Below are 26,729 nucleotides of genomic sequence, written 5' to 3' on the forward strand. Positions count from 1 at the left end.
GGAGGCGGATCCAATGAAGCTTCTCCGTCTCTTCCCGGACGACTCGAACTTCCGCTTCGTGCGCTGGCGCGTGCTGAGCTTTCCGTTCTCGGCCTTCATCTCGGTCGCGACGCTGATCCTGTTCCTGACCGTCGGCCTCAACTACGGCATCGACTTCACCGGCGGCACGCTGATGGAGATGCAGGCGAAGTCCGGCCAGGCCGACCTCGCCAAGGTGCGCGAGACCGCCCACTCGTTCGAAGTGGGCGAGGTCGAGGTGCAGGAGTTCGGCCAGGGCGGCCAGGTCTCGATCCGTTTCCGCATCCAGCCGGGCGGCGAGTCGGCGCAATCGAAGCTCGTGGCGGACGCCCGCAAAGCCTATGAGAGCGACTACGAGATCCGCCGCGTCGAGACGGTCGGTCCGCGCGTCTCGGGCGAGCTCGTCCAGGCCGGCACGCTCGGCGTCGTGCTCTCGATCGTCTCGGTGCTGGTCTATCTCTGGTTCCGCTTCGAGCTGAACCTTGCGATCGGCGCGGTGATCGGCACGCTCCACGACATCGTGCTGACCGTCGGCTTCTTCCTGATCACGCGGGAAGAGTTCAATATGACCTCGATCGCCGCGATCCTGACCATCGTCGGCTATTCGCTCAACGAGACCGTCGTGGTGTTCGACCGAACGCGCGAGCTGCTTCGCAAATACAAGAACATCCCGACCGACGAGCTGCTCGACCTCTCGATCAACCACACCATGTCGCGCACGGTGATGACCGCCACCACCACGGCGCTGTCGCTGCTCGCGCTTGTGCTGTTCGGCGGCCAGGCGATCCAGGGCTTCGCCAACGTGATGCTGTTCGGCGTGGTGATCTGCACCTATTCGGCGATCTTCGTGTCGTCGCCGATGTTGATCTATCTCGGCGTAAAGACGTCGGCCCGGGCGGTGGCGGACGACAAGGCCGAGGCCGCGCTCCGCGAAGCCGGCGCCCGCCGCAAGCCGGCGACAAGCTGAGACGACGGGGCCGGACTGCGTGCTTCGAGACGCCCGCGGGCGCGGGCTCCTCAGCATGAGAACCGTTGAGGAGGCTCAAACGGTCCTCATGCTGAGGAGCCGCCTGCAAGGCGGCGTCTCGAAGCACGCAGTCCGGTCCCGCCGCGAGTTTTCATGACCGACGACCGCCACCTGCCGGGCCGCCACCTCATCGACGCCTACGGCTCAGGCGGGTTTCGGCTCGCCGACCTCGGCCATCGCGGATCGCTGCTCGGCCTGCCGTCGGGCATGTGGGCCTGGCCCTACGCCAGACCCGCCGAGCTCGACGAGGCGGCCTTCGCGCGCGTCTTCGCCGAGGCCGACGAGATCGACACGCTGCTCATCGGCATGGGGGCCGACATCGCGGGGCTGAAACCGGCGCTGCGCGAGGCGTTCCGGGCGGCCGGCATCGTGGCGGAGCCGATGGCGACGGGAGCCGCGGCGCGCACCTGGAATATTCTCGTGGGCGAAAGGAGGCGGGTGGCGGCGGCGCTGCTCGCGGTTCCATGAGCGACGACGCGCTCTCCGATCCGGTCGCGAGCCTCGTCCGCGAGGTCGATTTCGGCCGCTACGCCGCGACGCTGTTCGCGCCGGCGCCGGTCCGCTCGCACCTTTTCGCGCTCTACGCCTTCGACATCGAGATTTCGCGCGTGCGCGATCTCGTGCGCGAGCCGATGCCTGGGGAACTCCGTCTGCAATGGTGGCGGGACGCGCTCGAGAACCCCGAGCGCGCCGACGTGCTGTCGCACCCGATCGCGCGCGCGCTCCACGCGGCGATCGTTTTCGGGCGCCTGCCCACCGAGGCGCTTCTTGCGATCGTCGACGCGCGCGGGGACGATCTCTACGACGATCCGGTGGCGAGCCTCGACGAGCTCGAGGGGCGGCTCGGGACGACCCACGGCGCGGTGCTGCGGCTTGCGAGCCTCATCGTCGCCGAAGGGCGCGATCCCGGAGGCGCGGCGGCCTGCGGCCTCGCGGGCGTCGCGCAGGGAATCGCGAGCGTTCTGGGCGGCCTGCCGAAGCTCGCGGCGCGCGGCCAGGCGTTGATCCCCGCCTACCTGATGGCGCAGACCGGCGCGCAGCGCGACGATCTGCTCTCGGGCCGCGCGACCCCGCAGCTTCGGCTGGCGGTCGAGCGGCTGGCGGGCCACGGCGTCAGCCGCCTCGGCGAGGCGCGCGCCGCCATGGCCGAGATGGACCGCGGCGCCCATCCGGCGCTTCTGCCCGTCGCGCTCGCGGCGGCAGCGCTTGCGCGGATCGAACGACGGCCGGACCCGTTCGGGGCCCCACGCGACCCGGCGCGGTGGCGCGAGCTCATCCGCCTCTGGCGGTTCAGCCGGCGCGACCCGCCGTTTTGACGAATCAGAGCTGGTGGATCGAGGCCACGGGCTCGGCGTCGTCGGCGATGTCGGCGACGATCAGCAGCGCGCCTTCGAGCGCCGGCAGGATCTCCTCCACCGCGGTGGCGACGATGTAGGGCGCCTCGAGGCCCGGCCGCAGGAAGCCTTCGGCCGACATGTGGTCGAGCAGCGCCGTCAGCGGCGACCAGAAGCCATGGAGATCGGCGATGAGGATTGGCTTGGCGTGGCGGCCGAGCTGCGCCCAGGTCATCTGCTCGACGAGCTCCTCGAGCGTGCCGATGCCGCCCGGCAGCGCCACGAAGGCGTCGGAGCGCTCGAACATCAGGCGCTTCCGCTCGTGCATGTCCTCAGTGACGACGAGCTCCTGAACGTCGGCCAGCATCACCTCGCGCTCGACGAGGAACTTCGGGATGACGCCGGTCACGTGCCCGCCGGCCGCGAGCGTCGCGCGCGCGACCGCGCCCATCAGGCCGATGTTGCCGCCGCCATAGACGAGGCCGACCCCGGCTTCGGCGAGAAGACGGCCGAGTTTCTCGGCGTCGGCGATGTGTTCGGGCATCGCGCCGGGGCTCGAGCCGCAGAAAACGCAGACGGTGCGGAGTTTTGTCATGTGTCGAGTGAGCCTTTGGCCGGTCCCGGGGTCAAGCGGCGAACGCAAGCCGTGAACCGATTCCATCGAAGGTGATGCATGTCGCCCCATCTCCTTGTAAGTCATGGAGATTGATGGAACTGCGACGGCGGCCCGCGGGCCTCGCCGAGGGGCGGAATGAGAATGTCGGCTTCGGTCAGGATCGGCTTTGCGATCGGCTTCGCGCTCGCCGCGATTTTCGGCGGCGCGTGGGCGTGGCGCGAGGGATACTGGCGGCCGGCCGAGGAGAAGCGCGCGGACACGCAGACGCCGCCCTCCAGATCTTTCACGCCGCAGCCTGACGGCGAGCCTAGCCGTCCCGGCGCCGCGCCCGAACGGCCAGCGGGCGGCGCCGCGGCGCCGTCCGTCGCGCCGACGACGCCCGCGACCCCGCCTTCGGCGACGCCGACGCCGGGCGCCACGCCGCCCTCCGTCACCCCGCCCAACATGTCGCCGCCCTCCTCCACGCGGCCGCCCAACGCCGCCGACGCCGGATCGACGCCGGGAAGCGGCGCGGCCGCGGCCGCCGGCCGGGCCGGCGAGGCCAAGGGCGCCAAGCCCGACGCCGCCAAGCCCGACGCCGCCAAGGGCGCGTTCGACGTCGTCCGCGTCGAGCCCTCGGGCGACGCGGTGGTGGCTGGCCGCTGCGCCGCCGGCTGCACGGCCGAGCTCACCGCGAACGGCCGCACGATCGACACCGCGAAAGCTGACTCCGGGGGCTCCTTCGCCATGACGCCGCCGGCGCTGCCGCCCGGGGATCACCAGCTGCGCCTCAAGCTGACGACGCCTGACGGCAAGCAGGAGACCTCCGAGCAGAGCGTCACGGTGTCGGTGCCGAAGGCGCCGTCGAAGGAGGTGGTCGTGGTGCTGAACGCGCCCGACGCGCCGTCCCAGATCCTGCAGCGGCCGGGCCAGGAGCCTGCGGCCGCCGAAGCGCCGAAGCCCGCGGCCGGCGACCGCGTCGCCGCGCGGCCCGACGGCGCGGCGCCCGCCGCCGGGGCGGCGACGGCGCTCTCGCTCGGCGCGATCGACGCCGACCAGGGCCGGTTCTTCCTTCAGGGCACGGCGCCGGCCGGGTCGAAGCTTCGGATCTATCTCAACAATTCGCTCGTTTCCGAGGCGACCGCCGGCGCCGACGGCCGCTGGTCGCTGCGCGTCGAGCGGGGGCTGACCGAGGGCAAATACACCGCGCGCGTCGATCACGTCGACGCGGCCGGCAAGGTGGTCAAGCGCGCCGAGACCGGCTTCGACTACGAAGGCGAGGTCGCGGCCGCGGCCCCGGGATCGCAGGACAAGACGTCGGGCCGGCAGGCGGCCGGATCGCCGACGTCGGCGCCGTCCGGGACGAGCGGCGCGGCCGGCCCGCAGGCGGCGGTGGAACAATCGTCCGCGGGCGGCGACGGACTGGCGCGCCGCGATCGCGGAGCTCCCGGCGAAGGCGAAGGCGCGAGCGGCGAGGCGGCTGCGCCGGCCGCAAACTCCGCGGACGCCGCCGCAGCCGGATCGCCGGCCGAGGGGCCGGGCGGAGCGGGCGCGCCGCCTGTCGCCGATCCCGCGAACCCGGTCGTCGCCTCGATCGACACCGCCACCGTCAAGCGCGGCGACAGCCTGTGGCGCATCTCGCGCACGGCCTATGGCCAGGGGCGGCGCTACACCATCATCTTCAGCGCCAACGACAAGCAGATCCGCGATCCGGACCTGATCTATCCCGGCCAGGTGCTGGTGGTGCCGAACCAGGGCGCGGAAGCCGCTGCGGCCGAGAAGCGCTGACGTCTTGCGCCGCAGGCCCGTGAGGCCTACCTGCGGCGGATGATCCTTCAAACCGCTCCTTTCGGCGACGGCCGCCAGCGCAGCCGTCGCGGCGACCTCGCATGGTGAGGCGCCGCCGCGGCGACGGCGGTCCCCAGAGCGAGGTTTCGGCCGGCGGCTTCGCGTTCTTCCAGACGATGCGCCGGCTCCAGCCCTATATGTGGCCGGGCGAACGGCCGGACCTGAAGCGGCGCATCGCGATCGCGATCGTGTTGCTGGTGGCGACCAAGCTCGTCACCGTGCTGGTGCCTTACGGCTTCAAATGGGCGACCGACGCGCTGACGTTGATCCAGCAGGGCAGGGCGCCGGACGCCTCCGCCGGCGGTTGGCTCGACGACTGGCGCGTGCTGGCGCTCGGCGCGCCGGCCGTGATGGTGTTGGCCTACGGTTTCGGCCGCATCGCCATGGTGGCGTTCGCGCAGGCGCGCGACGGCGTCACGGCCCCGGTCGTGATGCATGCGGTGCGGCGGCTCTCGCTCATCGTCTTCCGCCACATGCATCGCCTCAGCCTGCGATTTCATCTGGGACGGCGCACCGGCGCGGTGAGCCGGATCGTCGACCGCGGGCGGCTCGCGATCGAGACGCTGACGCGCACCGCGCTCCTCACCGTCGTGCCCACGATCCTGGAGTTCGCGCTGGTGCTCGGCGTTCTGGCCTGGCAGTTCGGCTGGCGCTATTCGGCGGTCGTGGCCGGCATGGTCGTGGTCTATCTCGCCTTCACCTATCTCGCGACCGAGCGGCGCATCGCGCATCGCCGGGCTTTGAACGAGAACGACACCGAGGCGAGCTCCAAGGCGATCGACAGCCTGCTCAATTACGAGACGGTCAAGTACTTCGGCAACGAGGGCCGCGAGGCCGATCGCTACGACCGGTCGATGGCCGGCTATGAAAAAGCGGCGGTGCGCACCTACACCTCGCTCGCCTGGCTCAACTTCGGGCAGGCGGCGATCTTCACCGCGGGCCTCACCGCCTGCATGGCCATGGTGGCGGCGGACGTGCGCGCCGGAAACAATACGGTCGGCGACTTCGTGCTGATCAACGCCATGATGATCCAGCTCTACGTGCCGCTCAATTTCATGGGGTTCGTCTACCGCGAGATCAAGCTGGCGGTCGCCGATCTCGAGGCGATGTTCCGCCTGCTCGAGCAGGATCCGGAGATCGAGGACCGCGAGGGCGCGAAGCCGCTCGAGATCGGCGCGGGCGTCATCCGCTTCGAGGACGTCTCGTTCTCCTACGACCCCGAGCGGCCGATCCTGAAGAACGTCAGCTTCGAGGCGAAGGCCGGCCAGACCATCGCGATCGTTGGCCCGTCGGGCGCGGGCAAGTCCACGATCGCGCGGCTTCTCTATCGGTTCTACGACGTGAGCGGCGGCCGCATCACGATCGACGGGCAGGACCTGCGCGACGTCAGCCAGGCGAGCCTGCGGGAGGCCATCGGCATGGTCCCGCAGGACACGGTGCTGTTCAACGACACCGTCCGCTACAACATCCGCTACGGCCGCTGGGACGCTTCCGACGCCGACGTCGAGGAGGCCGCGAGGCTCGCCCAGATCGACGGCTTCATCCGCCTGCTGCCGCTTGGCTACGACACCGAAGTGGGCGAGCGCGGCCTGAAGCTTTCGGGCGGCGAGAAGCAGCGGGTCGCGATCGCGCGGACGATTCTGAAAGGCCCGCCGCTGCTCATTCTCGACGAGGCCACCTCGGCGCTCGATTCGGCGACCGAGAAGGACATCCAGGACTCCCTCGACGGCGTCGCGCGCGGGCGCACGACGCTCGTGATCGCGCATCGCCTGTCGACGATCGTGGCCGCCGACGAGATCATCGTGCTGGAGGCCGGCCGCATCGCCGAGCGTGGGACGCACGCCGAGCTGCTGGCGCAAGGCGGGCTCTACGCCGGCCTCTGGAACCGCCAGCGCGAGGCCGACGAGGCCCGCGAGACGCTGGCGCGCATCGGAGAGGACGAACTGCCCGACGAAGGCCGCCCCGAGGACGACGAGGAGCCGAGGGACGCCGCGCAGTAGGTCGGGCTCTTGTCCCGGACTTGATCCGGGACCCAGAACCGACGGCGTTTCAAACCTGAACTCGCCGTCTCGCCCTTGTCCTCGAACGGTCTCGGCTCTGGGTCCCGGATCAAGTCCGGAATAAGAAAGGGAGACTGGGGCGCGGACGCCTCACGTCCGAACAGGCATGACGAGTTATGCCCAGACCCTCCGGCGACGATCACTACGCCTTGTCCCGGACTTGATCCGGGACCCAGAACCGAACCGGCTTCTTCGATGATCGCGACGGTGGCCGCATCATTCGGAAGCCCCGTCGGTTCTGGGTCCCGGATCAAGTCCGGGACAAGGGCGGGGGCTCAGGCCAGCGTCGCGGAGAGATCCGACCAGTCCGGATTGACGCTTTCGATCAGCGTCGTCTTCCAGTCCCGCCGCCAGCCTTTGAGCGTTCGTTCCCTCGCCCGCGCCTCCAGGATGCTGTCGAAGGCCTCGTAGTAGACGAGCCGGGTGACGCCGTAGGCCTTCGTGAACCCCGGGACTGCGCCCGACCGATGCTGTTCGATCCGGCGTGAGAGATCCGTCGTGACGCCGACATAGAGCGTCCCGTGCTGGCCGCTCGCCAGAATGTAGACATAGGCGGCCAAGACTCTCCCCTTGTCCCGGACTTGATCCGGGACCCAGAACCGACGGCGTTTCAAACCTGAGCGCTCGCCGTCTCGCCCTTGCCTCCGGACGGTCCCAATTCTGGATCCCGGAGTCAGGGCCGGGACAAGAGGTTGTGCTTCACCTCTTGGCTCTCTTGGTTCGCCGCCCTCGATCGCGTAAACAGCCGCCCATGTCAGCGCTCGACGACGTCAAAGCCTCCATCCGCAAGGTGATGGTGCCGATCCACCCCGAAGGGCGGATCTTCATCGCCGCATTCGCGATCGTGGCCTTTATCCTGTTCCTGATCTGGCAGCCGCTGGGGTGGCTCGGCGCGGGTCTGACGATCTGGTGCGCGCTGTTCTTCCGCAATCCGGACCGCGTCACCCCGATGCGCGACGGCCTCGTGATGAGCGGCGCGGACGGGGTGGTGTGCGACGTGAAGGCCGCCGTGCCGCCGCCGGAGCTCGGCCTCGGGACCGCGCCGCTGCCGCGCGTCGCGGTGTTCATGAACGTGTTCGACGTCCATGTGAACCGCGCCCCCATCGGCGGGCGGGTGGCGAAGATCGTCTATACGCCCGGCAAGTTCCTCAACGCCGACCTCGACAAGGCGAGCGAGGACAACGAGCGCAACGCGCTTGTCATCGAAAACGCCTACGGAAGGTTCGGCGTGATCCAGATCGCCGGGCTCGTGGCCCGCCGCATCGTGTGTTTCACGCGCGAGCAGGAGCAGTTGGCCCCGGGCGAGCGCTTCGGGCTGATCCGCTTCGGCAGCCGGGTCGACCACTATCTGCCGGCCGGCGCCGTGCCGCTCGTCGGCGTCGGACAGCGGACGGTCGCGGGCGAGACGGTGATCTGCGACCTGACGCGGACCGACGACCTCCGCGCGTTCCGGGCCGGGTGAGGGCGAGATGAGCGATCCGCTGATGGAGCCTCCGACCACCGACGGCGAAGCCACGCTGCAGAAGCGCAGCCGCATCCGCCGCGTGCCGTTCCGCGTGCTGCTGCCAAACTTCGTCACGTTGCTCGCGCTCTGCACAGGCCTCACCGGCGTGCGCATGGCGATCGAGGGGCGGATGGAGATGGCCGTCTATCTCGTGGTGCTGGCGGCCGTCCTCGACGGCGTCGACGGGCGTTTGGCGCGGCTCGTGAAGGGCACCTCGCGTTTCGGCGCCGAGCTCGACAGCCTGACCGACTTCGTGAACTTCGGCGTCGCGCCGGCGCTCATCCTCTACATGTGGGGGCTGAACGGCCTCGGCCATGTGGGATGGATCGGCGGCCTCGTGCTCGCGATCGCCTGCGCGCTGCGGCTCGCGCGCTTCAACGTGGCGCTCGACGATCCGAACAAGCCCGCCTGGGCCGGGGCGTTCTTCACCGGCGTTCCCGCGCCCGCCGGCGCGATCGGCGCGATGCTGCCGATCTATCTCGATTTCCTCGGCTTTCCGCGCGCGCCGATCGGCGCGCCGCTGATCGTCGCCTATGTGGTGCTGGTCGCGTTCTTCATGGTGAGCCCGCTGCCGACATGGTCGGGCAAGCAGCTCGGCGCCCGCATCAGCCGCGCCTGGGTGGCGCCCGCGCTGATCGGGGCGGCGTTCTTCGTCGCGTTGCTGGTGAGCTATCCGTGGGCGGTGCTGGCGCTGGTCGTGCTGGCCTATCTCGCCACCATGCCGTTCGCCTACATGCACCACGCGCGCCTCAAGGCGCGCGACAAGGCGGCGGCTGCTGCGGCCGCGGCGCCTGAAGCTTAGAGCCGAGGATCAGGCCTCGGCGAGACCGCAGGCCGCGACCCGAAGGCTGAGCGGCGACTCGGGGTAGGCGTTGCGGAGCAGCCTCAGCGCCTCCGACGGGCTCTGCGGCCGCGCGCGGGCGAGGAAGGCGCGCATGTCGCCGAGCGCGCGCTGCTGGGCCGAGGCGAGCGGCCCGGCTTTCGGCGCGAGGGACTGAGAAGCGAAGACGGAAGCGGTTTGCATCAGCGGAGTTTCCAACCCGATCGAACCCTTAAGAAAGCGTGACCCAAACCACTTTAAGAATGGTTAACGCGCCTCGCCGCTCATGAGCGAGCGACGAGAAAGCGTCGGCCACAGGCAAAGGTTCCACGAGCTTCAGATGTTTTTTTCACTGCGTCACAGGCGACACATGCGGATATCCCGAATCGACGTCTCCAATGTGACGGCCGCCGTCGCACTCGCGCTGGTCGTGGCGGGGTCGGCGCTTCCGGCGTCCGCGGCCGTGGATCGGCCCCGCGTCGAGGCGGATTTTCGCGTCTGGGTCGAGCGGCAGCTGAAGCCCGCGGCCGCCAAGGCCGGCGTGTCGGCCGCGACCTTCGAGGCCGCGATGTCGGGCGTGACGCTCGACTGGACGCTTCCCGATCTCGCGCCGCCCGGCGCGCCGAAGCTCGAGGGGCCGCAGCGGCAGGCCGAGTTCAGCGATCCGGCCAAGTACGTGGCCGAGCCGAATTTCGCCGCGCTGACGGCCGAAGGGCAGGCGGAGCTGAAGAAGCACAGGGCCACCTTCGACGCGGTGGAGAAGCGCTTCGGCGTGCCGCGCGAGATCGTGGCGGCGATCTGGGGCCGCGAGTCGCGCTTCGGTCGGGCCAAGATCCCCTATGTGGCCGTGCGGGCGCTCGCCACCGAGGCCTTCATCGGCGCGCGCAAGGAGCGCTTCTTCGGCGAGCTCGTCGCGGCCCTGAAGGTTCTGGACGGCGACCACGTCGCGCTCGGCGACATGAAGAGCTCCTGGGCCGGCGCGATGGGGCAGCCGCAGTTCCTGCCGTCCAAATATCTCGAGAACGCCGTCGACATGGACGGCGACGGCAAGCGGGACATCTGGAACTCTGTTCCCGACGTGCTCGGCTCCATCGCCAACTACATGAAGCGGCACGGCTGGGTGTCGGGGCGGCCGTGGGGGGTGGAGATCGACCTTCCGGCCTCGGTGTCCTGCACCGTCGAGGGGCCGGACCAGGCCAAGGCCGCGGCCGAGTGGCCGAAGCTCGGCGCGATGGCCAAGGGCGGAGCGGCGCTGCCGAAGGCCGGCGACTACAATCTCATGGCGCCGGCCGGCCGCACGGGCCCCCAGTTCCTCGTCTCGAAGAACTTCTACGTCATCAAGGAATACAACGAGTCCGACCTCTACGCGCTGTTCGTCGGGCATCTGGCCGACCGGATGAGGGGCGGCGGGCCGATCCTCGGCAAATGGTCGACGCCCAAGGGCATGACCCGGGCCGAAGTGGCGGCGATGCAGGAGCGACTCGAGAAGCAGGGCCACGACGTCGGCTCGGCCGACGGGCTCGTGGGCTTCCGCACCCGCGTCGCGGTCGGACGGTGGGAGGAGAGCAAGGGCCGCGCGCCCACCTGCTTCCCGGACGCCGGCGACGTGCGCGACGTCGGCCGCTGACGATTTCGCGATTAAGCGCTTTTGGAAACAAGGGCTTGGGGCGGTCGACGGCGGCGCGGCGGCATGCCACAGTCGCGCCTAGCCCGGCCGCTCGGCCGGGAACACGACCGCCCGACGGAAGGGCGGCGCCCGGAGCCGTCTAGGAGCTGAACATGCGGAAATCCCTGTCACTTGCGGCGCGCCTTGCGGGCGCGGCGGCGATCGCGCTTGCGGCCTTCGGCGCGCCGGCTTCCGCCGCCGATTATCCGACGCGCCCGATCACGCTGGTGGTGCCGTTCGCGCCCGGCGGCTCGACCGATCTCGTGGCCCGCATCGTCGCGCAGAAGATGTCGGAGATCCTCAAGCAGCAGGTGGTGGTCGACAACCGCGGCGGCGCCGGCGGCAGCCTCGGCGCGGGCGTCGTGGCCAAGGCCGAACCGGACGGCTACACGATCCTGATGGCGACGGTCGCGACCCATGCGCTCAACCCCGCGCTCTACAAGAAGATCACCTACAACGCCGAGACCGACTTCACGCCGATCACCCTCCTGGTGAACGTGCCCAACGTCCTGACGGTGAACCCGAAGTTCGAGGCGAAGTCGGTCAAGGAGCTGATCGACATGGCCAAGAAGGACCCGGGCAAATACGCCTACGCCTCGTCGGGCAACGGCTCGCCGCTGCATCTGTCGGGCGTGCTGTTCAACAAGCTCGCGGGCGTCGAGCTCACCCACATTCCCTACAAGGGCTCTGGCCCCGCGCTCGTCGACGTGATCGCCGGCCAGGTGCCGATCCAGTTCGACAACCTTCCGTCCTCGATCGAGCACATCAAGGCGGGGCGCCTGCGCGCGCTCGGCGTCACCACCGCGCAGCGCGTGCCGAACCTTCCCGACGTGCCGGCGATCGGCGAGGCGCTGCCGGGCTACGAGACCTATTCGTGGAACGCGCTGTTCGGCCCGAAGGGCATGTCGCCCGAGATCGTCAAGAAGCTGAACGAGGCCGGCGTCGAGGCGCTGAAGGATCCGGTCGTGAAGCAGAAGCTGACCGACGCGACCGCCGTGATCGTCGGCTCGACCCCGGAAGAGCTCGGCGAGCACGTCAAGAAGGAGCTCGCGAAGTGGACGCCGATCGTGAAGGAGTCCGGCGCGACGATCGACTGAAGGCGCGAGGAGCCGCATCCGGTCATCCCGGCCATGGGGCCGGGATCCAGAACCACGGACGCGGCGTGATTTCGGCGCCGGCAGCGTGTCTGGATCCCGGGTCAGGCCCGGGATGACGGGGAGGTTGCGGCGCTCGAAGCGGCGGCCGACCGAGAATGCTGTGGAACCGTCGCCGGTCATCCCGGCCGGAGAGCCGGGATCCAGAACCGCGGACGCGGCGTGACTTCGGCGCCGGCAGCGCGTCTGGATCCCGGGTCAGGCCCGGGATGACGGATGAGGTTGGGCGCTTGACGCAGCGGTCGACCGGAAATGCTGCGGAACCGTCGCCGGTCATCCCGGCCGGAGAGCCGGGATCCAGAACCTCGGGCGCGGCGTGATTTTGGCGCCGCCAGCTCGTCTGGATCCCGGGTCAGGCCCAGGATGACGGGCGAGGTTGCGGCGCTCGAGGCTGCGGCCGACCGGGACTGCTGTGGAACCGTCGCCGGTCATCCCGGCCGGAGAGCCGGGATCCAGAACCACGGACGCCGAGTGATTTCGGCGCCGGCAGCGCGTCTGGATCCCGGGTCAGGCCCGGGATGACGCGGGAGAGGGCGGCGCTCGAGGCTGCGGCCGGCTGTGACGCTGATCCAGGGAACACGAAAAAGGGCGGAGCCGGCGGCTCCGCCCTTTTGTCGTTTCAGCCTCTGTCGAGGATCAGAGCCAACCGCCGCGCGGGCGCTCGTACCAGCGGCGCTCGTCTTCCTGCGAGGCGTAGACGATCGCGGCGATCACGCCGATGCCGACCGCGACGCCGAGGAGGGAGAGGCCGGGATTGTTCTTCACCACCGTGCCGGCGCGGCGGCCGTAATAGAGCGCGGCGTCGCTCGCATGGCCGAGCGCCTCGGCGCCGTCGTCATACAGGCTGGCGCTCGTCGCGCGGGCCGACTTCGCGGCGCTGCGGGCGCTGCGGCGCGCATCGCGGCCTCGCGCGGCGGCGATCTCCGCCACGCGCTCGCCGAGATCGGCGATGGTGTCCTTGAGCTCGGCCAGCTGGGCGCCGGCGTCGTTGGCGAGCGAGCTCGCTTTTCTGTCCGCCATGATGGAATCCCTCACGTCTTCGATGGGAGGCGGAAAAAATGCCGCCGTCGCAGCGTATAACGTCTCCTCCCGCGCCGGGTTCCTGCGAGCGCCGCGAGCGTTCCCGGACTCACGCGCGGCGGAAGGTCGCGCCAGACGCCGCCTGCCGCTTGCGTTTGGATCGCCAAGGCGCGACGACGGATTTATGGCGGACTGTCCCGGCATCGTTCATCTGGCGCTGATGGCCGACGGCGGCCTCGCGCGGCTGCGCGCGCCCGGCGGTTTGCTGACGGCCGGCGAGCTTGGCGCCGTTGCGGACGCCGCCGAACGACTGGGATCGGGCGTCGTCGACCTGACGAACCGCGCCAACCTGCAGATCCGCGGCTTGGCCCCGGACGGCGGTCGGGCGCTCGCGGCCATGCTCGAGGTCGCAGGGTTCCGCTTCCACGGCGAAGCCGACCGGCGGCGCAACATCCTGATCGATCCGTTTTCCGGCCTCGACCCCGCGGAGCGCCGCGACATGCGCCCGCTCTCCGACGCGCTCGACCGCGCGCTCGTCGCCGCGCCCTGGATCGCCGCCCTGTCGCCGAAGTTCTCTTTCGCGCTGGATGGCGGCGGGGTCTCGAACGTCTCGGCGATAACGTCGGACGTGACGGCGATCGCCTGCGAAGAGGGGATCGAGATTCTGGTCGGCGGCCGACGGGCGGCGTCGTTCGAGGAAGAGGCGTCGGCCGTCGATGCGATGATCGGTCTGGCCGAGACGGCCGCGCGGGCCGGCGCGGACATGCGGGGCAAAGATCTCTGGGGCGATGGGTCGCCGGAGGCCGTGGAACGCGGCCTCTCCGCCTCCCTTTCCCTTGCGGAGAGGGTGACGGTCGGAGCGGCGCGGGTCGGCGTAGAGCAGCGTCAGCCTCGGCGCCCGATTCTGGCCCACCCCCGACCACTCCCCGCAAAGGGGAGGGTGGACGAACTGTCTCCGCGCTTCGGAACGGTTCTGAGCGCTGACCCGGCCCGCGTCGCTGTCAGCCTCGCGGCGCCCGTCGGGCGGCTCGACCCGAACATGCTGCGCGTCCTCGCCGACGCTGCGGAGCGAGAGGGCGACGGCGTCGTCCGCCTCGCGCCATGGTCGGGCGTCGTGCTCGGCGGCGTCGCGGCGGATCGGGCGGGGGCGCTGATCGAGGCCGCGACCTCGGTCGGCTTCGTCCCGCCGGAGGTGGCCAGGCGGCTTCGCGTCGTCGCCTGCGCCGGCGCGCCGGCTTGCGAGCGCGCGACAGAGCCCGCGAAGGCGCTCGGCGCCGCGGCGCTCGCGCTCGCCTCCGCAGAACCCGAACGCCTGCCGAAGAGGCCCCGGACCCTTCATCTCTCGGCCTGCGCGAAGGGGTGCGCCGGGTCTGCGCCCGCCGATCTTCTGCTGCTCGGCGCGAGCGAGCGCGAGGGCTGGACCCTTCACCGCGACGCCGCGCCCCGCCGGCCGGGCCCTGCGCTCGAACGGGACTTCGACGCCAAGCCCGCAGATCTTCTCGCCCGCCTCGCCGCCGACGATTGACGCGCGATCCGGCCGTCTCGCCGGAAAGAACGCCTTGCGTCCCGGACGCTTGGTCGTCACAAGGCTGTCGCGGATCACGGGGACGCGAAGACCGGCATGGACTACGTCAGGGACGGCGCGGAAATCTACCGTCGCTCATTCGCGACGATCCGCGCGGAGGCGGACCTCTCGGGTCTGCCCGACGACGTCGCCCGCGTGGTCGTGCGCATGATCCACGCCTGCGGCATGACCGATCTTCCCAAGGATGTGCGGTTCTCGGCCGACGTGGTGACGGCCGCGCGTTCGGCCATCAAGGCCGGGGCGCCGATCCTCTGCGACGCCAAGATGGTGGCGTCCGGCGTCACCCGCGCCCGCCTGTCCGCGAACAACGACGTGCTCTGCATGCTCGACGCGCCGGAGACGCCCGGCCTCGCCAAGGCGCTCGGCACCACGCGCTCGGCGGCTGCGGTGGAGCTCTGGCGCGAGCGGATCGAGGGCGCGGTGGTGGCGGTCGGCAACGCGCCCACCACGCTGTTCCACCTGTTCGAGAAGCTCGACGCCGGCTGGCCGAAGCCGGCCGCGATCGTCGGCCTGCCGGTCGGCTTCATCGGCGCGGCGGAATCGAAGGACGAGCTCGTCCGCGATTCCCGCGGTGTGCCGTATCTCACCTTGCTCGGTCGCCGCGGCGGCAGCGCCATGGCGGTCGCGGCCCTCAACGCGCTGGCGGACCCGTCCGAATGACGCCCGGCAAGTTCTCAGGCGTCGGCGTCGGCCCGGGCGATCCGGAGCTCCTGACGCTCAAGGCCGTGCGGCTCATCGGCGAGGCGCAGGTCGTCGCCTATCCGGCCGCGAAGGCGGGAAGGGGCGTCGCGCTCTCCGCCGCGCGCCCGCACATCCGCGACGACCAGGAGCTGCTGCCGCTCGTCTATCCGATCACCGCGAGCCCGGAGGCCGACCTCCCGACCTATCCGCAGGTGATGCGCGACTTCTACGACCGCACCGCCGAGGAGATCGCCGGGCATCTCGACCGGGGCCGCAACGTCTGCGTGCTCTGCGAGGGCGACCCGTTCTTCTACGGCTCCTTCATCTACTGGCATGCGCGCTTGAAGGACCGCTACGACACCACGGTGGCGCCGGGCGTCTCCTCGGTGATGGCGGGACCGGCCGCGCTCGGCCGGCCGCTCGTGTTGCGCAAGGACACGGTGACGGTCATTCCCGGCACGCTGCCGGAGGGCGAGCTCGTGCGCCGCCTCAAGGCCGCGGACGCCGCCGTCGTGATGAAGCTCGGGCGCACCTTCGCCAAGGTGCGGGCCGCGCTCGTCGAGGCGGACGCGCTCGACCGCGCCTTCTATGTCGAGCGCGCGAGCCAGCAGGCCGAGCGCGTGATGCCGGCCGCCGAGGTCGACCCGGCCTCCGCGCCGTATTTTTCGATCATCGTGGTGCCGGGGAGGGAAGTTCCGTGAACCGTCCGGCGGTCCTCGCTTTCAACATGGCCGGCGCCGCGATCGCCCGACGCGCCGCCGACGCGGTCGGGGGCGACGCGCTCGGGCTTGCGAGCCGCGTCGAGGGGCTCGACGGCTCCTTCGAGGACGCCGAGGCGCAGGTCCGCGAACTGTTTCGCGCCGGGCGTCCGATCATCGGCGTCTGCGCCTCCGGCATCCTGATCCGCCTGCTCGCGCCGCTGCTGAAGGACAAGCGCTCCGAGCCGCCGGTGCTCGCGGTGAGCGACGACGGCGAGACCGTGGTGCCGCTGCTCGGCGGGCTGACGGGCGCCGATCCGCTCGCCCGCAAGCTTGCGGCCGCGCTCGGCGGGGCGGCGGCCCTCACCGGCGCCGGCGCGCGGCGCTTCGGCGTGATCTTCGAGGCGCCGCCGCCCGGCTACGCGCTCGCCAATCCCGACGACGCCAAGGCCGTGACCTCGACGCTGCTCGGCGGCAAGGAGGCCCGGATCGAGGGCTCGGCGCCCTGGATCGAGAATTCGAACCTGCCCGTCTCCGGCGACGGCGACATCGTGCTGCGATTCTCGCCCGAGGTCGGCGCGCCGCCGGAAGGCGGACTGCTGTTCCATCCCAAGGTGCTGGTCGCCGAGTTCGACCGGCCCGACGCCGAGACGCTCGACCGGCTCGACACGGCGATCGCCAGCCTCGGCCTCGCGCCCGCCGCGCTTTCCTTCGCGACCGCGCCCGAAGGCGCGCCGATCCACCACGTGTTCGTCGAGCGGCTCGACGCCCGCGGCGTTCCGCTGAGGCTGATCGAACAGCGCATCGAGGGCGGCGAGATCGTCCATGGCGAGCCGGGCTTCAGGCTTCATCGCTTCGCCGAGCCGCAGCCGCCGCATGCGAGCGGCCGCGCCTCCGGCCGCGTCACCGTGGTGGGGCTCGGGCCGGGCTGGAAGGGCTGGCTCGCGCCCGAAGCCGCCGCCGCGCTCGACCGCGCGCAGGATCTCGTCGGCTATGAGGGCTATCTCGCGATGGTGCCGGAGCGCGCCGGCCAGCGCCGCCACGGCTCCGACAACCGCGTCGAGCTCGAGCGCGCCCAGGCCGCGATGACGCTCGCGGCGCAGGGGAGGGAGGTCGCGGTGGTGTCGTCCGGCGACAGCGGGGTGTTCGGCATGGCGGCCGCCGTGATGGAGGCCGCCGCCGCCGAGCCCGCGCGCTGGCCGGGCGTCGCGATTGAGGTCGCGCCCGGGATCTCGGCCATGCAGGCGGCGGCCTCGCGCCTCGGCGCGCCGCTCGGCCACGACTTCGCGGTGATCTCGCTTTCCGACCAGCTGAAGCCCTGGGAGACGATCGCGGCCCGGCTCGACGCCGCGGCGAGCGCGGACTTCGCGCTCGCGCTGTACAATCCCGCCTCGCTTCGTCGCCGCAAACAGCTCGACGACGCGCTCGAGATCGTCCGCCGCTATCGCACGCGCGAGACGCCGGTCGCGCTCGCCCGCGACATCGGCCGCCCGGCCGAAGGCATGACGCTGACGACGCTCGGAGACCTCGACCCGGCAGTCGTGGACATGCGCACGCTGCTCGTCGTCGGCTCGTCCAAGACGCGCGTGTTCGCGCGGGCCGACGGGCGGCTCTGGATGTACACGCCGCGGGTCTACGAGAGCGGTTTTGGCGATCCGGACGAGATGTGACCGGCTGGCGGCGGTTTCGTTAAGGATACCGACGGGTAAACGTGCAAGCCGCCTTTGCGCCCTTGCTCCGCGGCGGCCGCCCATGGGAAATTCCCGTCGCGGCCCGGTGGGGGAATGGCTACCCAGGGGGCGGGAACGTCCTCGCATCCTGGTTCAACTCCAGGTCGGGCCTCCAGATGACGAAACGGCGTCCAGCTTGCGCGGGACGCCGTTTCGCATTTGGGGCTTCGCCAGCCGAAGCCTGGGGTCGCCAGTCGAAACCTTAAGACTGGTCGCCCGGCCGTTCCCCAGACGGCCGGGCGTCCTCGTGCGCTTCCGGTGCGGAGAGGGGCGGGAATCCGTCACCGACGCCTGTCAAGGCGGGGGTCAACGCCCGAGGGGGCTCTGTTCGAGGAAGCCCGCCGCGCCCAGTCGCTCCAACGCCGAACGTCCCCCGCCCGTCGTCGCCGTCGCAAGCGCAGCGAGAGCGGCGACCGCATAGAGGATCGCGAAGGCGGCGATCGCCGTCTTCAGATGCCCCGTGCGCGTCTCCGTTCCCGTCATCGCGTGCTCCCTTGATGTTCGTGGGACACCATATCGACCGCGACTGAACGCACTCTGGCGCCCCTGTTCATCGATCGTTCACTGGCGGAGATCGGGCCGCGAGGGTTGCGGAGCCCGTGCGCGCCGGGGTAAGGGACGGCCGGCCCCGCAAAGGGCCGAGCGCCAAGAACGCCTTGGCGCGCGGCCGGGACCACAGCGCCTCGCCCTCGAAGCTTCCGGATCTTATGCCGCGCGTCGCCTTCTATCCCGGGTCCTTCGATCCCGTGACGAACGGACATCTCGACCTCGCCGCGCGCGCCTGCCGGCTCGCCGACAGGCTCGTGGTCGCGATCGGAACCCATCACGGCAAGACGCCGCTGTTCTCCGTCGAGGAGCGCCGGGCGATGCTCGAGGAGACTTGTGGTCCGATCGCGCGCGAGGCCGGCTGCGCCTTCGAGGTGGCGACCTTCGGCGGGCTCGTCGTCGAAGCCGCCGCCGCCGCCGGCGCCTCGATGCTGATCCGCGGCGTCCGGGACGGGGCCGATTTCGACTACGAGATGCAGATGGCCGGCATGAACGCGGCGATGGCGCCCGCCATCCAGACCGTGCTGCTGCCGGCAGGCGCCGCCGTCCGCGCGGTGAACTCCACCTTCGTCCGCCAGATCGCCGCGATGGGCGGCGACGCCTCCGCCTTCGTGCCGCCTTCCGTCGCCGCGCGCCTCGCCGCGCGCGCCGCCACCTGACCGCCGCCTTCTCCCGAGAGGTTCCGCCGATGAAGCTCTGGCTTTCCCTCCTCACGGCCCTTGCGCTGATGACCGCGCCGGCGCTCGCGCAGTCGAAGCCGCCCGCAGGGCCGACCGTCGTGCTCGACACCTCCAAGGGCGCGGTCACCATCCGCCTGCGCCCGGATCTCGCGCCCAAGCACGTCGAGCGCATCACGACGCTGGTGAAGGAGAAGTTCTACGACGGCGTGCCGTTCCACCGCGTGATCTCAGGGTTCATGGCCCAGACGGGCGACCCGACCGGCACCGGCACGGGCGGCTCCAAATATCCCGACGTCGACGCCGAGTTCTCGCGCGAGAGCTTCAAGCGCGGCACCGTCGGCATGGCGCGCGCGGGCGATCCCAACAGCGCCAACAGCCAGTTCTTCATCTGCTTCGCGGCGGCTCCCTGGCTCGACGGCCAGTACACGATCGTGGGCGACGTCGTGAGCGGCATGGACGTCGTCGACCAGCTCAAGAAGGGCCAGGGCCAGAGCGGCTCCGTCAGCGGCCCGGACATCGTCAAGACCGCCCGTCTCGGCGGCTGACCCTCAGGAGACCAGAGACAATGAGCGATCCCGAAAACACGCTTCTGATCGAGACCACAAAGGGCCCGATCAAGGTCGAGATGCGGCCCGACCTCGCGCCCGGCCACGTGGCGCGCGTCAAGGAGCTGGTCCGCGAGGGCTTCTACGACGGCGTCGCGTTCCACCGCGTCATCGACGGCTTCATGGCCCAGACCGGCTGCCCGCACGGCACCGGCACCGGCGGCTCCGGCAAGAAGCTGAAGGCCGAGTTCTCCAAGGAGAAGCATGTGCGCGGCACCGTTTCGGCGGCGCGCGCCATGGACCCGAACTCGGCCGACAGCCAGTTCTTCATCTGCTTCGAGGACGCGCCCTGGCTCGACGGCCAGTATTCGGTCTGGGGCAAGGTGACCGAAGGCATGGACAACGTCGACAACATCAAGCGCGGCGAGCCCGTGCGCGATCCCGACAAGATCCTGTCGATCAAGGTCGCGGCCGACGCTGGCTGAGCCAAAGGCTCCCCGGGGGATGGACAAGCTGCTCTACGTCATCCCGGTCTTCGCGGCCGGGATGGGCCTGTCGCTGCAGGGCATCGTGAACGGGGGCCTCGCACGGGGCCTCGGCTCCGCGGTGCTCGCGGCGACGGTGTCGTTCTGGGTCGGCGGGTTCGTCCTCACCATGCTGGCGCTCGCTTCGGGCGGCGTCGGCCAGGCCTTCGCCTCGGCGAAGGCTCTCGGGCCCGGATGGTGGATCGGAGGCGGGCTGCTCGGCGCCGCCTTCGTCACGGCCGTGACCTTCGCGGCCCCGCGGGTCGGGATCGCGGCCACGATGGCGTTCGCGATCGCCGGCCAGCTGATCGCGGCCTCCGCGCTCGATCATTTCGGCGCGCTCGGCACGCCGGTGCATCCGTTCAACTACGTTCGGGCGGCCGGGATCGGCATGCTGATCGGCGGCGCGCTGCTGGTGCGCTTCTTCTGAGACTTCTCGTGACGCTCCGGCCTCCGGAGCCAAGGCTTCCGGAGCCCCTTTGGACGTCTCGCTGTTCGATTTCGAGCTCCCCGAGGAGCTGATCGCGCTCCGCCCGGCGAGCCCGCGCGACAGCGCGCGGCTGCTCGTGGTGCGGCCGGGAGCCGAGCGCGAACTCGAGGACCTATCCGTTCGAGACCTCCCGCGCCTGTTCACCGAGCGCGACGCCATGGTGGTGAACGCCACGCGCGTCATCCCGGCGCGGCTCCATGGGCGGCGGTTGCGCGGAGAGACCTCGGCCAAGGTCGAGATCATGCTGCACCAGCGCCTCGACGGCGCGCGCTGGAAGGCGTTCGCGCGGCCCGCCAAGAAACTTGGCTCCGGCGACCGGATCGAGATTGGGGAGGGCGGCGAGGCCTGCCTTCTCGGCCGGCTCGACGCGACCGTTGAGGCGAGGGGCGACGAGGGCGAGGTCACGCTCCGCTTCGATCTCTCGGGGCCCGCCCTCGACGCCGCGATCGCGGCGGCCGGAGAGCTGCCGCTGCCGCCCTACATCGCGGGCAAGCGCGCGACCGACGCGCGCGACGCCGACGACTACCAGACCCTGTTCGCGCGCGAGCCGGGCGCGGTCGCGGCCCCGACCGCCGGACTGCACTTCACGCCGGAGCTGATGGAGCGGCTGCGGGAGCGGGGCGTCGCGCGCCACGAGACGGTGCTCCATGTCGGCGCCGGCACCTTCCTGCCGGTGAAGGCGGAGAACACCGACGACCACCGCATGCATTCGGAGACCGGCCACCTCGACGCCGGGACCGCCGCGGGGCTCAACGCGGTTCGCGAGCAGGGCGGGCGGGTTCTGGCGATCGGCACCACGTCGGCGCGGCTGCTCGAAAGCGCCGCGACGCCGGACGGACTGATCGGTGAGTTTTCGGGCGAGACCGACATCTTCATCACGCCGGGCTACCGCTTCCGCGCGGTCGACGCGCTGCTCACCAACTTCCACCTGCCGCGCTCGACGCTGATGATGCTGATCTCGGCCTTCGCCGGCCTCGACGTGGTGAAGCGCGTCTACGCCCATGCGGTCGCCGAGCGCTACCGGTTCTACTCCTATGGCGACGCGTGCCTGTTCCTGCCGGAGGCGAAGCGGTGACGGAACTGCGTGCTTCGAGACGCCTGCCCGGGCGGGCTCCTCAGCATGAGGACCGTCGCGGCTCCTCGGAACCTTCAACCGTCCTCATGCTGAGGAGGCCCGCAGGGCCGTCTCGAAGCACGCAGTTCATTTCCGCAGGCGCCCGATGAGCCGTATCCCCTTCAACGTCCACGCGACCGACGGCGCGGCGCGCACAGGCGAACTCGTGTTTCCGCGCGGAAGCATCCGCACGCCCGCCTTCATGCCGGTGGGGACGGCCGCGACCGTGAAGGCGCTCTACGCCGACCAGGTGGCCGCGACCGGGGCCGACGTCGTGCTCGGCAACACTTATCACCTGATGCTGCGGCCGGGCGCCGAACGCGTCGCGGCGTTCGGCGGGCTCCACGAGTTCATGCGCTGGGACAAGCCGATCCTCACCGATTCCGGCGGCTTCCAGGTGATGTCGCTCGCCGCGCTGAGGAAGCTCGACAAGGACGGGGTGACGTTCCAGTCGCACATCGACGGCTCGACCCACCGGCTGACGCCCGAGCGTTCCGTCGAGATCCAGCGGCTGCTCGGCGCCGACGTCACCATGCAGTTCGACGAATGCGTTCGGCTGCCGGCCCCGCGCGACGACGTCGAGCGCGCCATGCGGCTCTCGCTCGCCTGGGCGGAGCGCTCAAAGGCGGCGTTCGGCAGCCCGCAGGGGCGGGCGCTGTTCGGCATCGTGCAGGGCGGCGACCAGGCGGACCTGCGCAAGGTCTCGGCGCGCGAGCTCGTCGCCGTCGGCTTCGACGGCTACGCGGTCGGCGGGCTTGCTGTCGGCGAGCCGCAGGACGTCATGCTGGCGATGCTCGGAGAGACGGTCCCGGAGCTTCCCTCGGACCGGCCGCGCTATCTCATGGGCGTCGGAACGCCCGACGACATCCTGAAGTCGATCGCGCGCGGGGTCGACATGTTCGACTGCGTGATGCCGACCCGCGCGGGCCGCCACGGCCAGGCCTTCACCCGCTTCGGCAAGATGAACCTGAAGAACGCGCGCTTCGCCGAGGACAAGAGGCCGCTCGACGAGACGAGCGATTGTCCTGCTGCGCGAGACTATTCGCGCGCTTACCTCCATCATCTCGTGAAGTCGGGCGAGATCCTCGGCATGATGCTGCTGAGCTGGGCCAACATCGCCTATTACCAGGCGCTCACGGCCGGCGCCCGGTCCGCGATCGCCTCGGGCGCGTTCGCCGACTACGCCGCCGAAACGACCGCAGGATGGGCGCGCGGCGACGCGTAAAACGGTTGCGCTCGACGGGGCGCTTGCAAATTTCGGTTGTCGCTTCACGAATGGTTGTGATCCGTCGCGCATCCTGCCGCGCAGCAGCCGTGTTGCAGGAACATAAGAGGCTCCGGCGACGGGACGTGCTAGATAGCTCGCGCGAGCGTCGGCGCGAGACGCGTGGCCGCAGGACGGGTTGAGACATCGATGGCGAAGGCCGAGAACGAAGGCGCAGGCGCCAAGATCCTGAAGTCGGTGCGGGTCGAGATGCGCGCCGCCATCGGGCTGCTGGCGGTGTTCTCGGTCGCGATCAACCTGCTGCTCCTCGTGCCCTCCATCTACATGATGCAGATCTATGACCGCGTGCTGCGCAGCGGCGTGGTCGAGACGCTGATCTACGTCACGCTGATCGCCGCCGGCGCGATCGCGGTCTACGCGCTGCTGGAGTCGCTGCGCCTGCGCGCGCTCGCCCGCGTCGGCGAGTGGATCGAGGACACGCTGTTCGAGCCGGTGTTCGCCGCCGCCATGGGAGCCGAGCGCGGCATGGTGAAGTTCGGCGCGCAGGAAGGCGCGCCGTTCCAGGATCTGCGGCTCGTGCGCACCTTCCTTTCGGGCTCCACGCTGCCCTCGCTCTGCGACGTGCCGTGGATGCCGGTGTTCCTGCTCGGCTGCACGCTGATCCACCCCTATCTCGGTCTGCTGGGCGCGGTCTTCGCGCTCCTCATCGTGATCCTGGCGCTCGTCAACGACCGCCTGACCAAGCCCGCGGCCGAGAAGGTCCAGCAGGGCCATCAGGAGGCGCAGCGCGTTCTGGCGGAAGCCGCGCGCAACGTCGACACCGTGGCGGCCATGGGTCTGGCCAAGCCGCTCGCCGAAAAGGCGGGTCGCGCCAACGCGCTTTCGATGGCGCTGCTCGCCGAGGCCACCAACCGCAGCTCGGCCACGATCGGCTCCGGCAAGTTCCTGCGCGTCGTCGCGCAGATCATGACGCTCGCGCTCGGCGCCTGGCTTTCGCTCGGCGGCCACATCACGCCGGGCGGCATGATCGCGTCGTCCATCCTGCTGTCGCGCGCGCTCGCGCCGCTCGACCAGTCGATCGCGGCCTGGCGCGGCTTCCAGCAGTGCCGCCTCGCCTGGAAGCGCATCGAGGCGCTGCTCAACGCCGCCGGAGCGAGCGTCGAGGATCCGATCGCGCTGCCGAAGCCCGAGGGGCGCCTCACCATCGAGAACGTCACGGTGGTCGCGCCGGGCGGCGACAAGGCGATCATCAACAACGTCTCGATGCAGATCGCGCCGGGCGACAGCGTGGCCTTCATCGGCCCGTCGGGCTCGGGCAAGTCGACGCTCTGCCGCGCGATCGTGGGATCGCGCGCGCCCCATCGCGGCAAGGTCAGGCTCGACGGCGGCGACGTCATGCTGTGGCGCGACGACCAGCGGCGCAAATATGTCGGCTATCTCGCGCAGGGCACAGAGCTGTTCACCGGGCGCGTGCGCGACGTCATCGCCCGCTTCGACGAGCCTGACGACGAGGCCGTGGTCGAGGCCGCCAAGCTCGCGGGCTGCCACGAGCTGATCCTCGGCCTGCCGCAGGGCTACGACACGCTGCTCGCCAATGGCGGCGGGATGCTCTCCGGCGGCCAGCGCCAGCGCATCGCGCTTGCGCGCGCCGTCTACGGCGAGACCCGCCTCGTGGTGCTGGACGAGCCCAACGCCAGCCTCGACGGCGAGGGCGAGCGGGCGCTCGTCAACTGCATCTCGACGCTGAAGGAGCGCGGCGTGACGGTGATCATGGTGACGCACAAGCCAGCGCTCGCCCATCTCGCCTCGAAGGTGGCGGTGATGCAGAACGGCCAGCTCAAGAAGCTCGGGCCCGCGACCGAGGTGCTGCGCGAGCTCGTGGCGCCGGCGCCGTCCGAAAACGTCCGCTCCATCCCGGGAGGCTCGCGATGACCGGACGGCTCTCAGGCCCTGACGACGGAACCGATTTCGAGGCGCTGCCGGACATGCGTCCGCGGCCCGCGCGGCTCGCCACGCGCCTGCGCGGGGTCGCGCTCGCGGGCGGCGTGGTGATCTTCGGCTTCATGGGGGGCTTTGCGGTCTGGGCCTCGACCGCTCCTCTCTCGGCCGGCGCGGTGGTCAAGGGCGCGGTCGGCCCCGAGGCGAGCCGCAAGTCGGTCCAGCATCTCGAGGGCGGCATCGTGAGCGAAATCCTCGCCCGCGACGGCGACCTCGTTCAGAAGGGCCAGCCGCTGATCACGCTCGAGCGCGCGCAGGCGCTCGCCGCGGTCGGGCAGGTGCGCAACACCATGTCGCGCCGCGAGGCAGAGGCCGCGCGTCTCTTCGCCCAGATCACGAACGCCAAGGAGGTCGATTTCGCGCAGTCGATCACCGACGCCGAGGGCGACCCGACGTTCCCGGATTTCGTGAAGGGCCAGCAGGCGCTGTTCGTCTCAAGCGTGCGGGGGCTGAAGGAGAAGCAGGATCTGCTGCGCGCCCAGATCGACAAGCTCACCGCGCAGATCGAGGGCTCGAAGGGCAAGATCGCCGGCTCGTCCGACCAGAAGCGCCTGATCGACATCCAGCTCGAGGACATCAACAGCCTCATGGAGAAGGGGCTGGCGCGAAAGCCCCAGATGCTGGAGCTGCAGCGCCGTCGCTCCGAGCTCGACACCGAGATCGCGTCGCTCAACGCCCAGATCCGCACCGCGGAGATCGAGAAGGTCGAGAAGCGCATCAGCCTCGAAAACGCCGAGACCACCTTCCTCAACGACGCCTCGACCGAGCTCGCCAAGGCCCGTTCTGAGATCGCCGGCATGGCCGCCAAGCTCTCCGCGAGCGCCGACATCCTTACGCGCACGCAGGTGATCGCGCCTGCGACCGGCTACGTCATCAACAGCCAGGCCAAGACGGTCGGCGGCGTCGTGCGGCCCGGCACTGACCTGATGCAGATCGTGCCGACCGAGGGCGACCTCATCATCGAGGGGCGGGTTTCGCCGCAGGACATCCGCAACATCGAAACCGGACAGATGGCGCGGGTGTCCTTCACCACCTTCCCGATGCGCGACATGCCGATGATCCCGGGCCGCGTCATCCACGTCGCGGCCGACGCGCTGAAGGACGAGCAGACCCACGAGACCTACTATCTCGCCAAGGTCGCGGTCGACCGATCGGCGTTCGCGGCCTACGCCAAGGTCGAGGACATGAAGCCCGGCTCGCCGGTCGAGGCCTATGTCGAGGCGAGGAAGCGGGTCGCGATGGAGTATTTCCTCGAGCCTGTCATCCACTCGTTCCGGCGCAGCTTCCGGGAGCAGTGAGCGAGGGCGGCGGGAACCTCCGCCGCCGCGCTTTGTTGGTCTTCCAAAGCCTCTTTGGGAGACCTTCCATGTCCAGCACGTCCGACATCGACCGCCTGCACGACCTCGTCGAGGAAATCGCCGTCTGCATGCTGACGTCGAAATCCGGCGCAAGCCTGCGGGCGCGCCCGATGCACGCCAAACTTGACCGGGCGACGGGCGAGATCTCGTTCCTCACCGACGTCCGCCACCACAAGGACGAGGAGATCGCGGCCGATCCGGAGGTGTGCCTCGCCTTCGCGAGCCCGAAGGGCCAGGACTACGTCTCGATCTCGGGGAGGGCGCGCGTCTCGAACGACCGCGCCGCCATCAAGGCCCGCTTCAACGAGATGGCCAAGGTCTGGTTTCCCGGCGGCCCGGAGGACGCGAACGTGCGCCTGCTGGTCGTCGATCCGCATGCCGGGGAGTTCTGGGACGGCAAGAGCAATCCCGTGGCGGTGGCGTTCGAGATCGCGAAGGCGCGCTTGTCGGAGGAGCGCCCCGATCTCGGCGAGAACCGCAAGGTGGCGATGGGTGGCCGCAGGTGACCG

Annotated in this window: 27 protein-coding genes and 1 tRNA gene; 23 read left to right on the plus strand and 5 right to left on the minus strand. The window is 70.4% G+C overall.

Translation table 11 applies throughout. From position 1 onward, the window contains the following. The first annotated feature begins 13 nt into the window (after nt 1–13). From secF to ACFOWB_RS15740, 3 genes are all read left to right on the plus strand, one after another. Entirely contained in the window at nt 14–985 is a 972-nt protein-coding gene (gene secF, locus ACFOWB_RS15730; RefSeq protein ID WP_378148183.1) for a protein translocase subunit SecF, read from the plus strand. Nucleotides 986–1,138: 153 nt separating this feature from the next. Beyond that, complete coding sequence (locus tag ACFOWB_RS15735; protein ID WP_378148185.1) at nt 1,139–1,513, plus strand: Mth938-like domain-containing protein; 375 nt, start codon at nt 1,139–1,141, stop codon at nt 1,511–1,513. Beyond that, nucleotides 1,510–2,361, plus strand: coding sequence for a phytoene/squalene synthase family protein (locus ACFOWB_RS15740; protein WP_261403124.1), 852 nt, complete (start codon nt 1,510–1,512; stop codon nt 2,359–2,361). The genes ACFOWB_RS15735 and ACFOWB_RS15740 overlap by 4 nt, the downstream gene beginning before the upstream one ends. A gap of 4 nt (nt 2,362–2,365) precedes the next feature. On the opposite strand, the gene ACFOWB_RS15745 is transcribed toward ACFOWB_RS15740, so the two are convergent. Next, a complete protein-coding gene (locus tag ACFOWB_RS15745; RefSeq protein ID WP_378148188.1) occupies nt 2,366–2,974 on the minus strand; it encodes an LOG family protein in 609 nt (202 codons plus the stop codon). Between the two features lie 162 nt (nt 2,975–3,136). On the opposite strand from ACFOWB_RS15745, the gene ACFOWB_RS15750 reads away from it, so the two are divergent. Then, nucleotides 3,137–4,762, plus strand: coding sequence for an Ig-like domain-containing protein (locus ACFOWB_RS15750; RefSeq protein ID WP_378148190.1), 1,626 nt, complete (start codon nt 3,137–3,139; stop codon nt 4,760–4,762). A gap of 101 nt (nt 4,763–4,863) precedes the next feature. Continuing rightward, on the plus strand, nt 4,864–6,822 hold the full coding sequence (locus ACFOWB_RS15755; protein WP_378148192.1) for an ABCB family ABC transporter ATP-binding protein/permease: 1,959 nt from the start codon (nt 4,864–4,866) through the stop codon (nt 6,820–6,822). Between the two features lie 335 nt (nt 6,823–7,157). On the opposite strand, the gene ACFOWB_RS15760 is transcribed toward ACFOWB_RS15755, so the two are convergent. Then, nucleotides 7,158–7,442, minus strand: coding sequence for a GIY-YIG nuclease family protein (locus tag ACFOWB_RS15760; RefSeq protein ID WP_261403127.1), 285 nt, complete (start codon nt 7,440–7,442; stop codon nt 7,158–7,160). A gap of 155 nt (nt 7,443–7,597) precedes the next feature. Between ACFOWB_RS15760 and ACFOWB_RS15765 the strand changes: the two genes are divergently transcribed. Together ACFOWB_RS15765 and ACFOWB_RS15770 are read left to right on the plus strand one after the other, a co-directional pair. After that, nucleotides 7,598–8,344, plus strand: a complete 747-nt coding sequence (locus ACFOWB_RS15765) for a phosphatidylserine decarboxylase (RefSeq protein WP_378148817.1) — start codon at nt 7,598–7,600, stop codon at nt 8,342–8,344. Between the two features lie 7 nt (nt 8,345–8,351). Next, nucleotides 8,352–9,188, plus strand: coding sequence for a CDP-alcohol phosphatidyltransferase family protein (locus ACFOWB_RS15770; RefSeq protein WP_261403128.1), 837 nt, complete (start codon nt 8,352–8,354; stop codon nt 9,186–9,188). A 9-nt stretch (nt 9,189–9,197) separates the two neighbouring features. Here the strand turns inward: ACFOWB_RS15770 and ACFOWB_RS15775 are convergent, their stop codons facing one another. Beyond that, the gene (locus tag ACFOWB_RS15775; protein WP_261403129.1) at nt 9,198–9,410 is read right to left on the minus strand and encodes a transferase; all 213 of its coding nucleotides are present in this window, start codon (nt 9,408–9,410) and stop codon (nt 9,198–9,200) included. Between the two features lie 166 nt (nt 9,411–9,576). On the opposite strand from ACFOWB_RS15775, the gene ACFOWB_RS15780 reads away from it, so the two are divergent. Next, entirely contained in the window at nt 9,577–10,833 is a 1,257-nt protein-coding gene (locus ACFOWB_RS15780; protein ID WP_378148195.1) for a lytic murein transglycosylase, read from the plus strand. 152 nt (nt 10,834–10,985) lie between these two features. Then, on the plus strand, nt 10,986–11,969 hold the full coding sequence (locus tag ACFOWB_RS15785) for a Bug family tripartite tricarboxylate transporter substrate binding protein (protein ID WP_378148197.1): 984 nt from the start codon (nt 10,986–10,988) through the stop codon (nt 11,967–11,969). Between the two features lie 693 nt (nt 11,970–12,662). On the opposite strand, the gene ACFOWB_RS15790 is transcribed toward ACFOWB_RS15785, so the two are convergent. Then, complete coding sequence (locus ACFOWB_RS15790) at nt 12,663–13,046, minus strand: hypothetical protein (RefSeq protein ID WP_261403131.1); 384 nt, start codon at nt 13,044–13,046, stop codon at nt 12,663–12,665. Between the two features lie 184 nt (nt 13,047–13,230). Between ACFOWB_RS15790 and cobG the strand changes: the two genes are divergently transcribed. The 5 genes from cobG (at nt 13,231) to ACFOWB_RS15815 (ending at nt 17,855) form a co-directional block, all read left to right on the plus strand. After that, nucleotides 13,231–14,571 (plus strand): precorrin-3B synthase, encoded by a 1,341-nt coding sequence (cobG, locus tag ACFOWB_RS15795; RefSeq protein WP_261403132.1) that lies wholly within the window; start codon nt 13,231–13,233, stop codon nt 14,569–14,571. A 96-nt stretch (nt 14,572–14,667) separates the two neighbouring features. Beyond that, entirely contained in the window at nt 14,668–15,291 is a 624-nt protein-coding gene (locus tag ACFOWB_RS15800) for a precorrin-8X methylmutase (RefSeq protein WP_261403133.1), read from the plus strand. Next, a complete protein-coding gene (locus ACFOWB_RS15805) occupies nt 15,288–16,013 on the plus strand; it encodes a precorrin-2 C(20)-methyltransferase (protein ID WP_261403134.1) in 726 nt (241 codons plus the stop codon). The genes ACFOWB_RS15800 and ACFOWB_RS15805 overlap by 4 nt, the downstream gene beginning before the upstream one ends. Then, the gene (cobJ, locus tag ACFOWB_RS15810; RefSeq protein WP_261403135.1) at nt 16,010–17,680 is read left to right on the plus strand and encodes a precorrin-3B C(17)-methyltransferase; all 1,671 of its coding nucleotides are present in this window, start codon (nt 16,010–16,012) and stop codon (nt 17,678–17,680) included. The genes ACFOWB_RS15805 and cobJ overlap by 4 nt, the downstream gene beginning before the upstream one ends. A 100-nt stretch (nt 17,681–17,780) precedes the next feature. After that, nucleotides 17,781–17,855 (plus strand) — tRNA-Ser (locus ACFOWB_RS15815). 191 nt (nt 17,856–18,046) lie between these two features. On the opposite strand, the gene ACFOWB_RS15820 is transcribed toward ACFOWB_RS15815, so the two are convergent. Further along, the gene (locus tag ACFOWB_RS15820; protein ID WP_261403136.1) at nt 18,047–18,223 is read right to left on the minus strand and encodes a hypothetical protein; all 177 of its coding nucleotides are present in this window, start codon (nt 18,221–18,223) and stop codon (nt 18,047–18,049) included. Nucleotides 18,224–18,447: 224 nt separating this feature from the next. Here ACFOWB_RS15820 and coaD point away from each other — a divergent pair, with 224 nt between their 5' ends. The 9 genes from coaD to ACFOWB_RS15865 all read left to right on the plus strand — a co-directional run bounded on the left by coaD (nt 18,448) and on the right by ACFOWB_RS15865 (nt 26,726). Next, on the plus strand, nt 18,448–18,945 hold the full coding sequence (coaD, locus tag ACFOWB_RS15825; protein WP_261405843.1) for a pantetheine-phosphate adenylyltransferase: 498 nt from the start codon (nt 18,448–18,450) through the stop codon (nt 18,943–18,945). Nucleotides 18,946–18,974: 29 nt separating this feature from the next. Beyond that, the gene (locus ACFOWB_RS15830) at nt 18,975–19,511 is read left to right on the plus strand and encodes a peptidylprolyl isomerase (protein WP_261403137.1); all 537 of its coding nucleotides are present in this window, start codon (nt 18,975–18,977) and stop codon (nt 19,509–19,511) included. A gap of 20 nt (nt 19,512–19,531) precedes the next feature. Beyond that, nucleotides 19,532–19,996: a peptidylprolyl isomerase gene (locus tag ACFOWB_RS15835; protein WP_261403138.1), complete on the plus strand. Its 465-nt coding sequence runs from the start codon at nt 19,532–19,534 to the stop codon at nt 19,994–19,996. 19 nt (nt 19,997–20,015) lie between these two features. Then, nucleotides 20,016–20,465: a DMT family transporter gene (locus tag ACFOWB_RS15840; protein WP_261403139.1), complete on the plus strand. Its 450-nt coding sequence runs from the start codon at nt 20,016–20,018 to the stop codon at nt 20,463–20,465. A gap of 49 nt (nt 20,466–20,514) precedes the next feature. Next, on the plus strand, nt 20,515–21,600 hold the full coding sequence (gene queA, locus ACFOWB_RS15845) for a tRNA preQ1(34) S-adenosylmethionine ribosyltransferase-isomerase QueA (protein ID WP_378148203.1): 1,086 nt from the start codon (nt 20,515–20,517) through the stop codon (nt 21,598–21,600). A gap of 145 nt (nt 21,601–21,745) precedes the next feature. Next, on the plus strand, nt 21,746–22,864 hold the full coding sequence (tgt, locus tag ACFOWB_RS15850) for a tRNA guanosine(34) transglycosylase Tgt (protein ID WP_378148205.1): 1,119 nt from the start codon (nt 21,746–21,748) through the stop codon (nt 22,862–22,864). 189 nt (nt 22,865–23,053) lie between these two features. Next, nucleotides 23,054–24,796: a type I secretion system permease/ATPase gene (locus tag ACFOWB_RS15855; protein ID WP_378148207.1), complete on the plus strand. Its 1,743-nt coding sequence runs from the start codon at nt 23,054–23,056 to the stop codon at nt 24,794–24,796. After that, a complete protein-coding gene (locus tag ACFOWB_RS15860) occupies nt 24,793–26,160 on the plus strand; it encodes an HlyD family type I secretion periplasmic adaptor subunit (RefSeq protein ID WP_378148209.1) in 1,368 nt (455 codons plus the stop codon). The genes ACFOWB_RS15855 and ACFOWB_RS15860 overlap by 4 nt, the downstream gene beginning before the upstream one ends. Before the next feature lie 68 nt (nt 26,161–26,228). Further along, nucleotides 26,229–26,726, plus strand: coding sequence for a pyridoxamine 5'-phosphate oxidase family protein (locus ACFOWB_RS15865; protein ID WP_378148211.1), 498 nt, complete (start codon nt 26,229–26,231; stop codon nt 26,724–26,726). Nucleotides 26,727–26,729: the final 3 nt, after the last annotated feature.

This window comes from Chenggangzhangella methanolivorans (genome assembly GCF_042648545.1).
GTDB lineage: Bacteria > Pseudomonadota > Alphaproteobacteria > Rhizobiales > Methylopilaceae > Methylopila > Methylopila methanolivorans.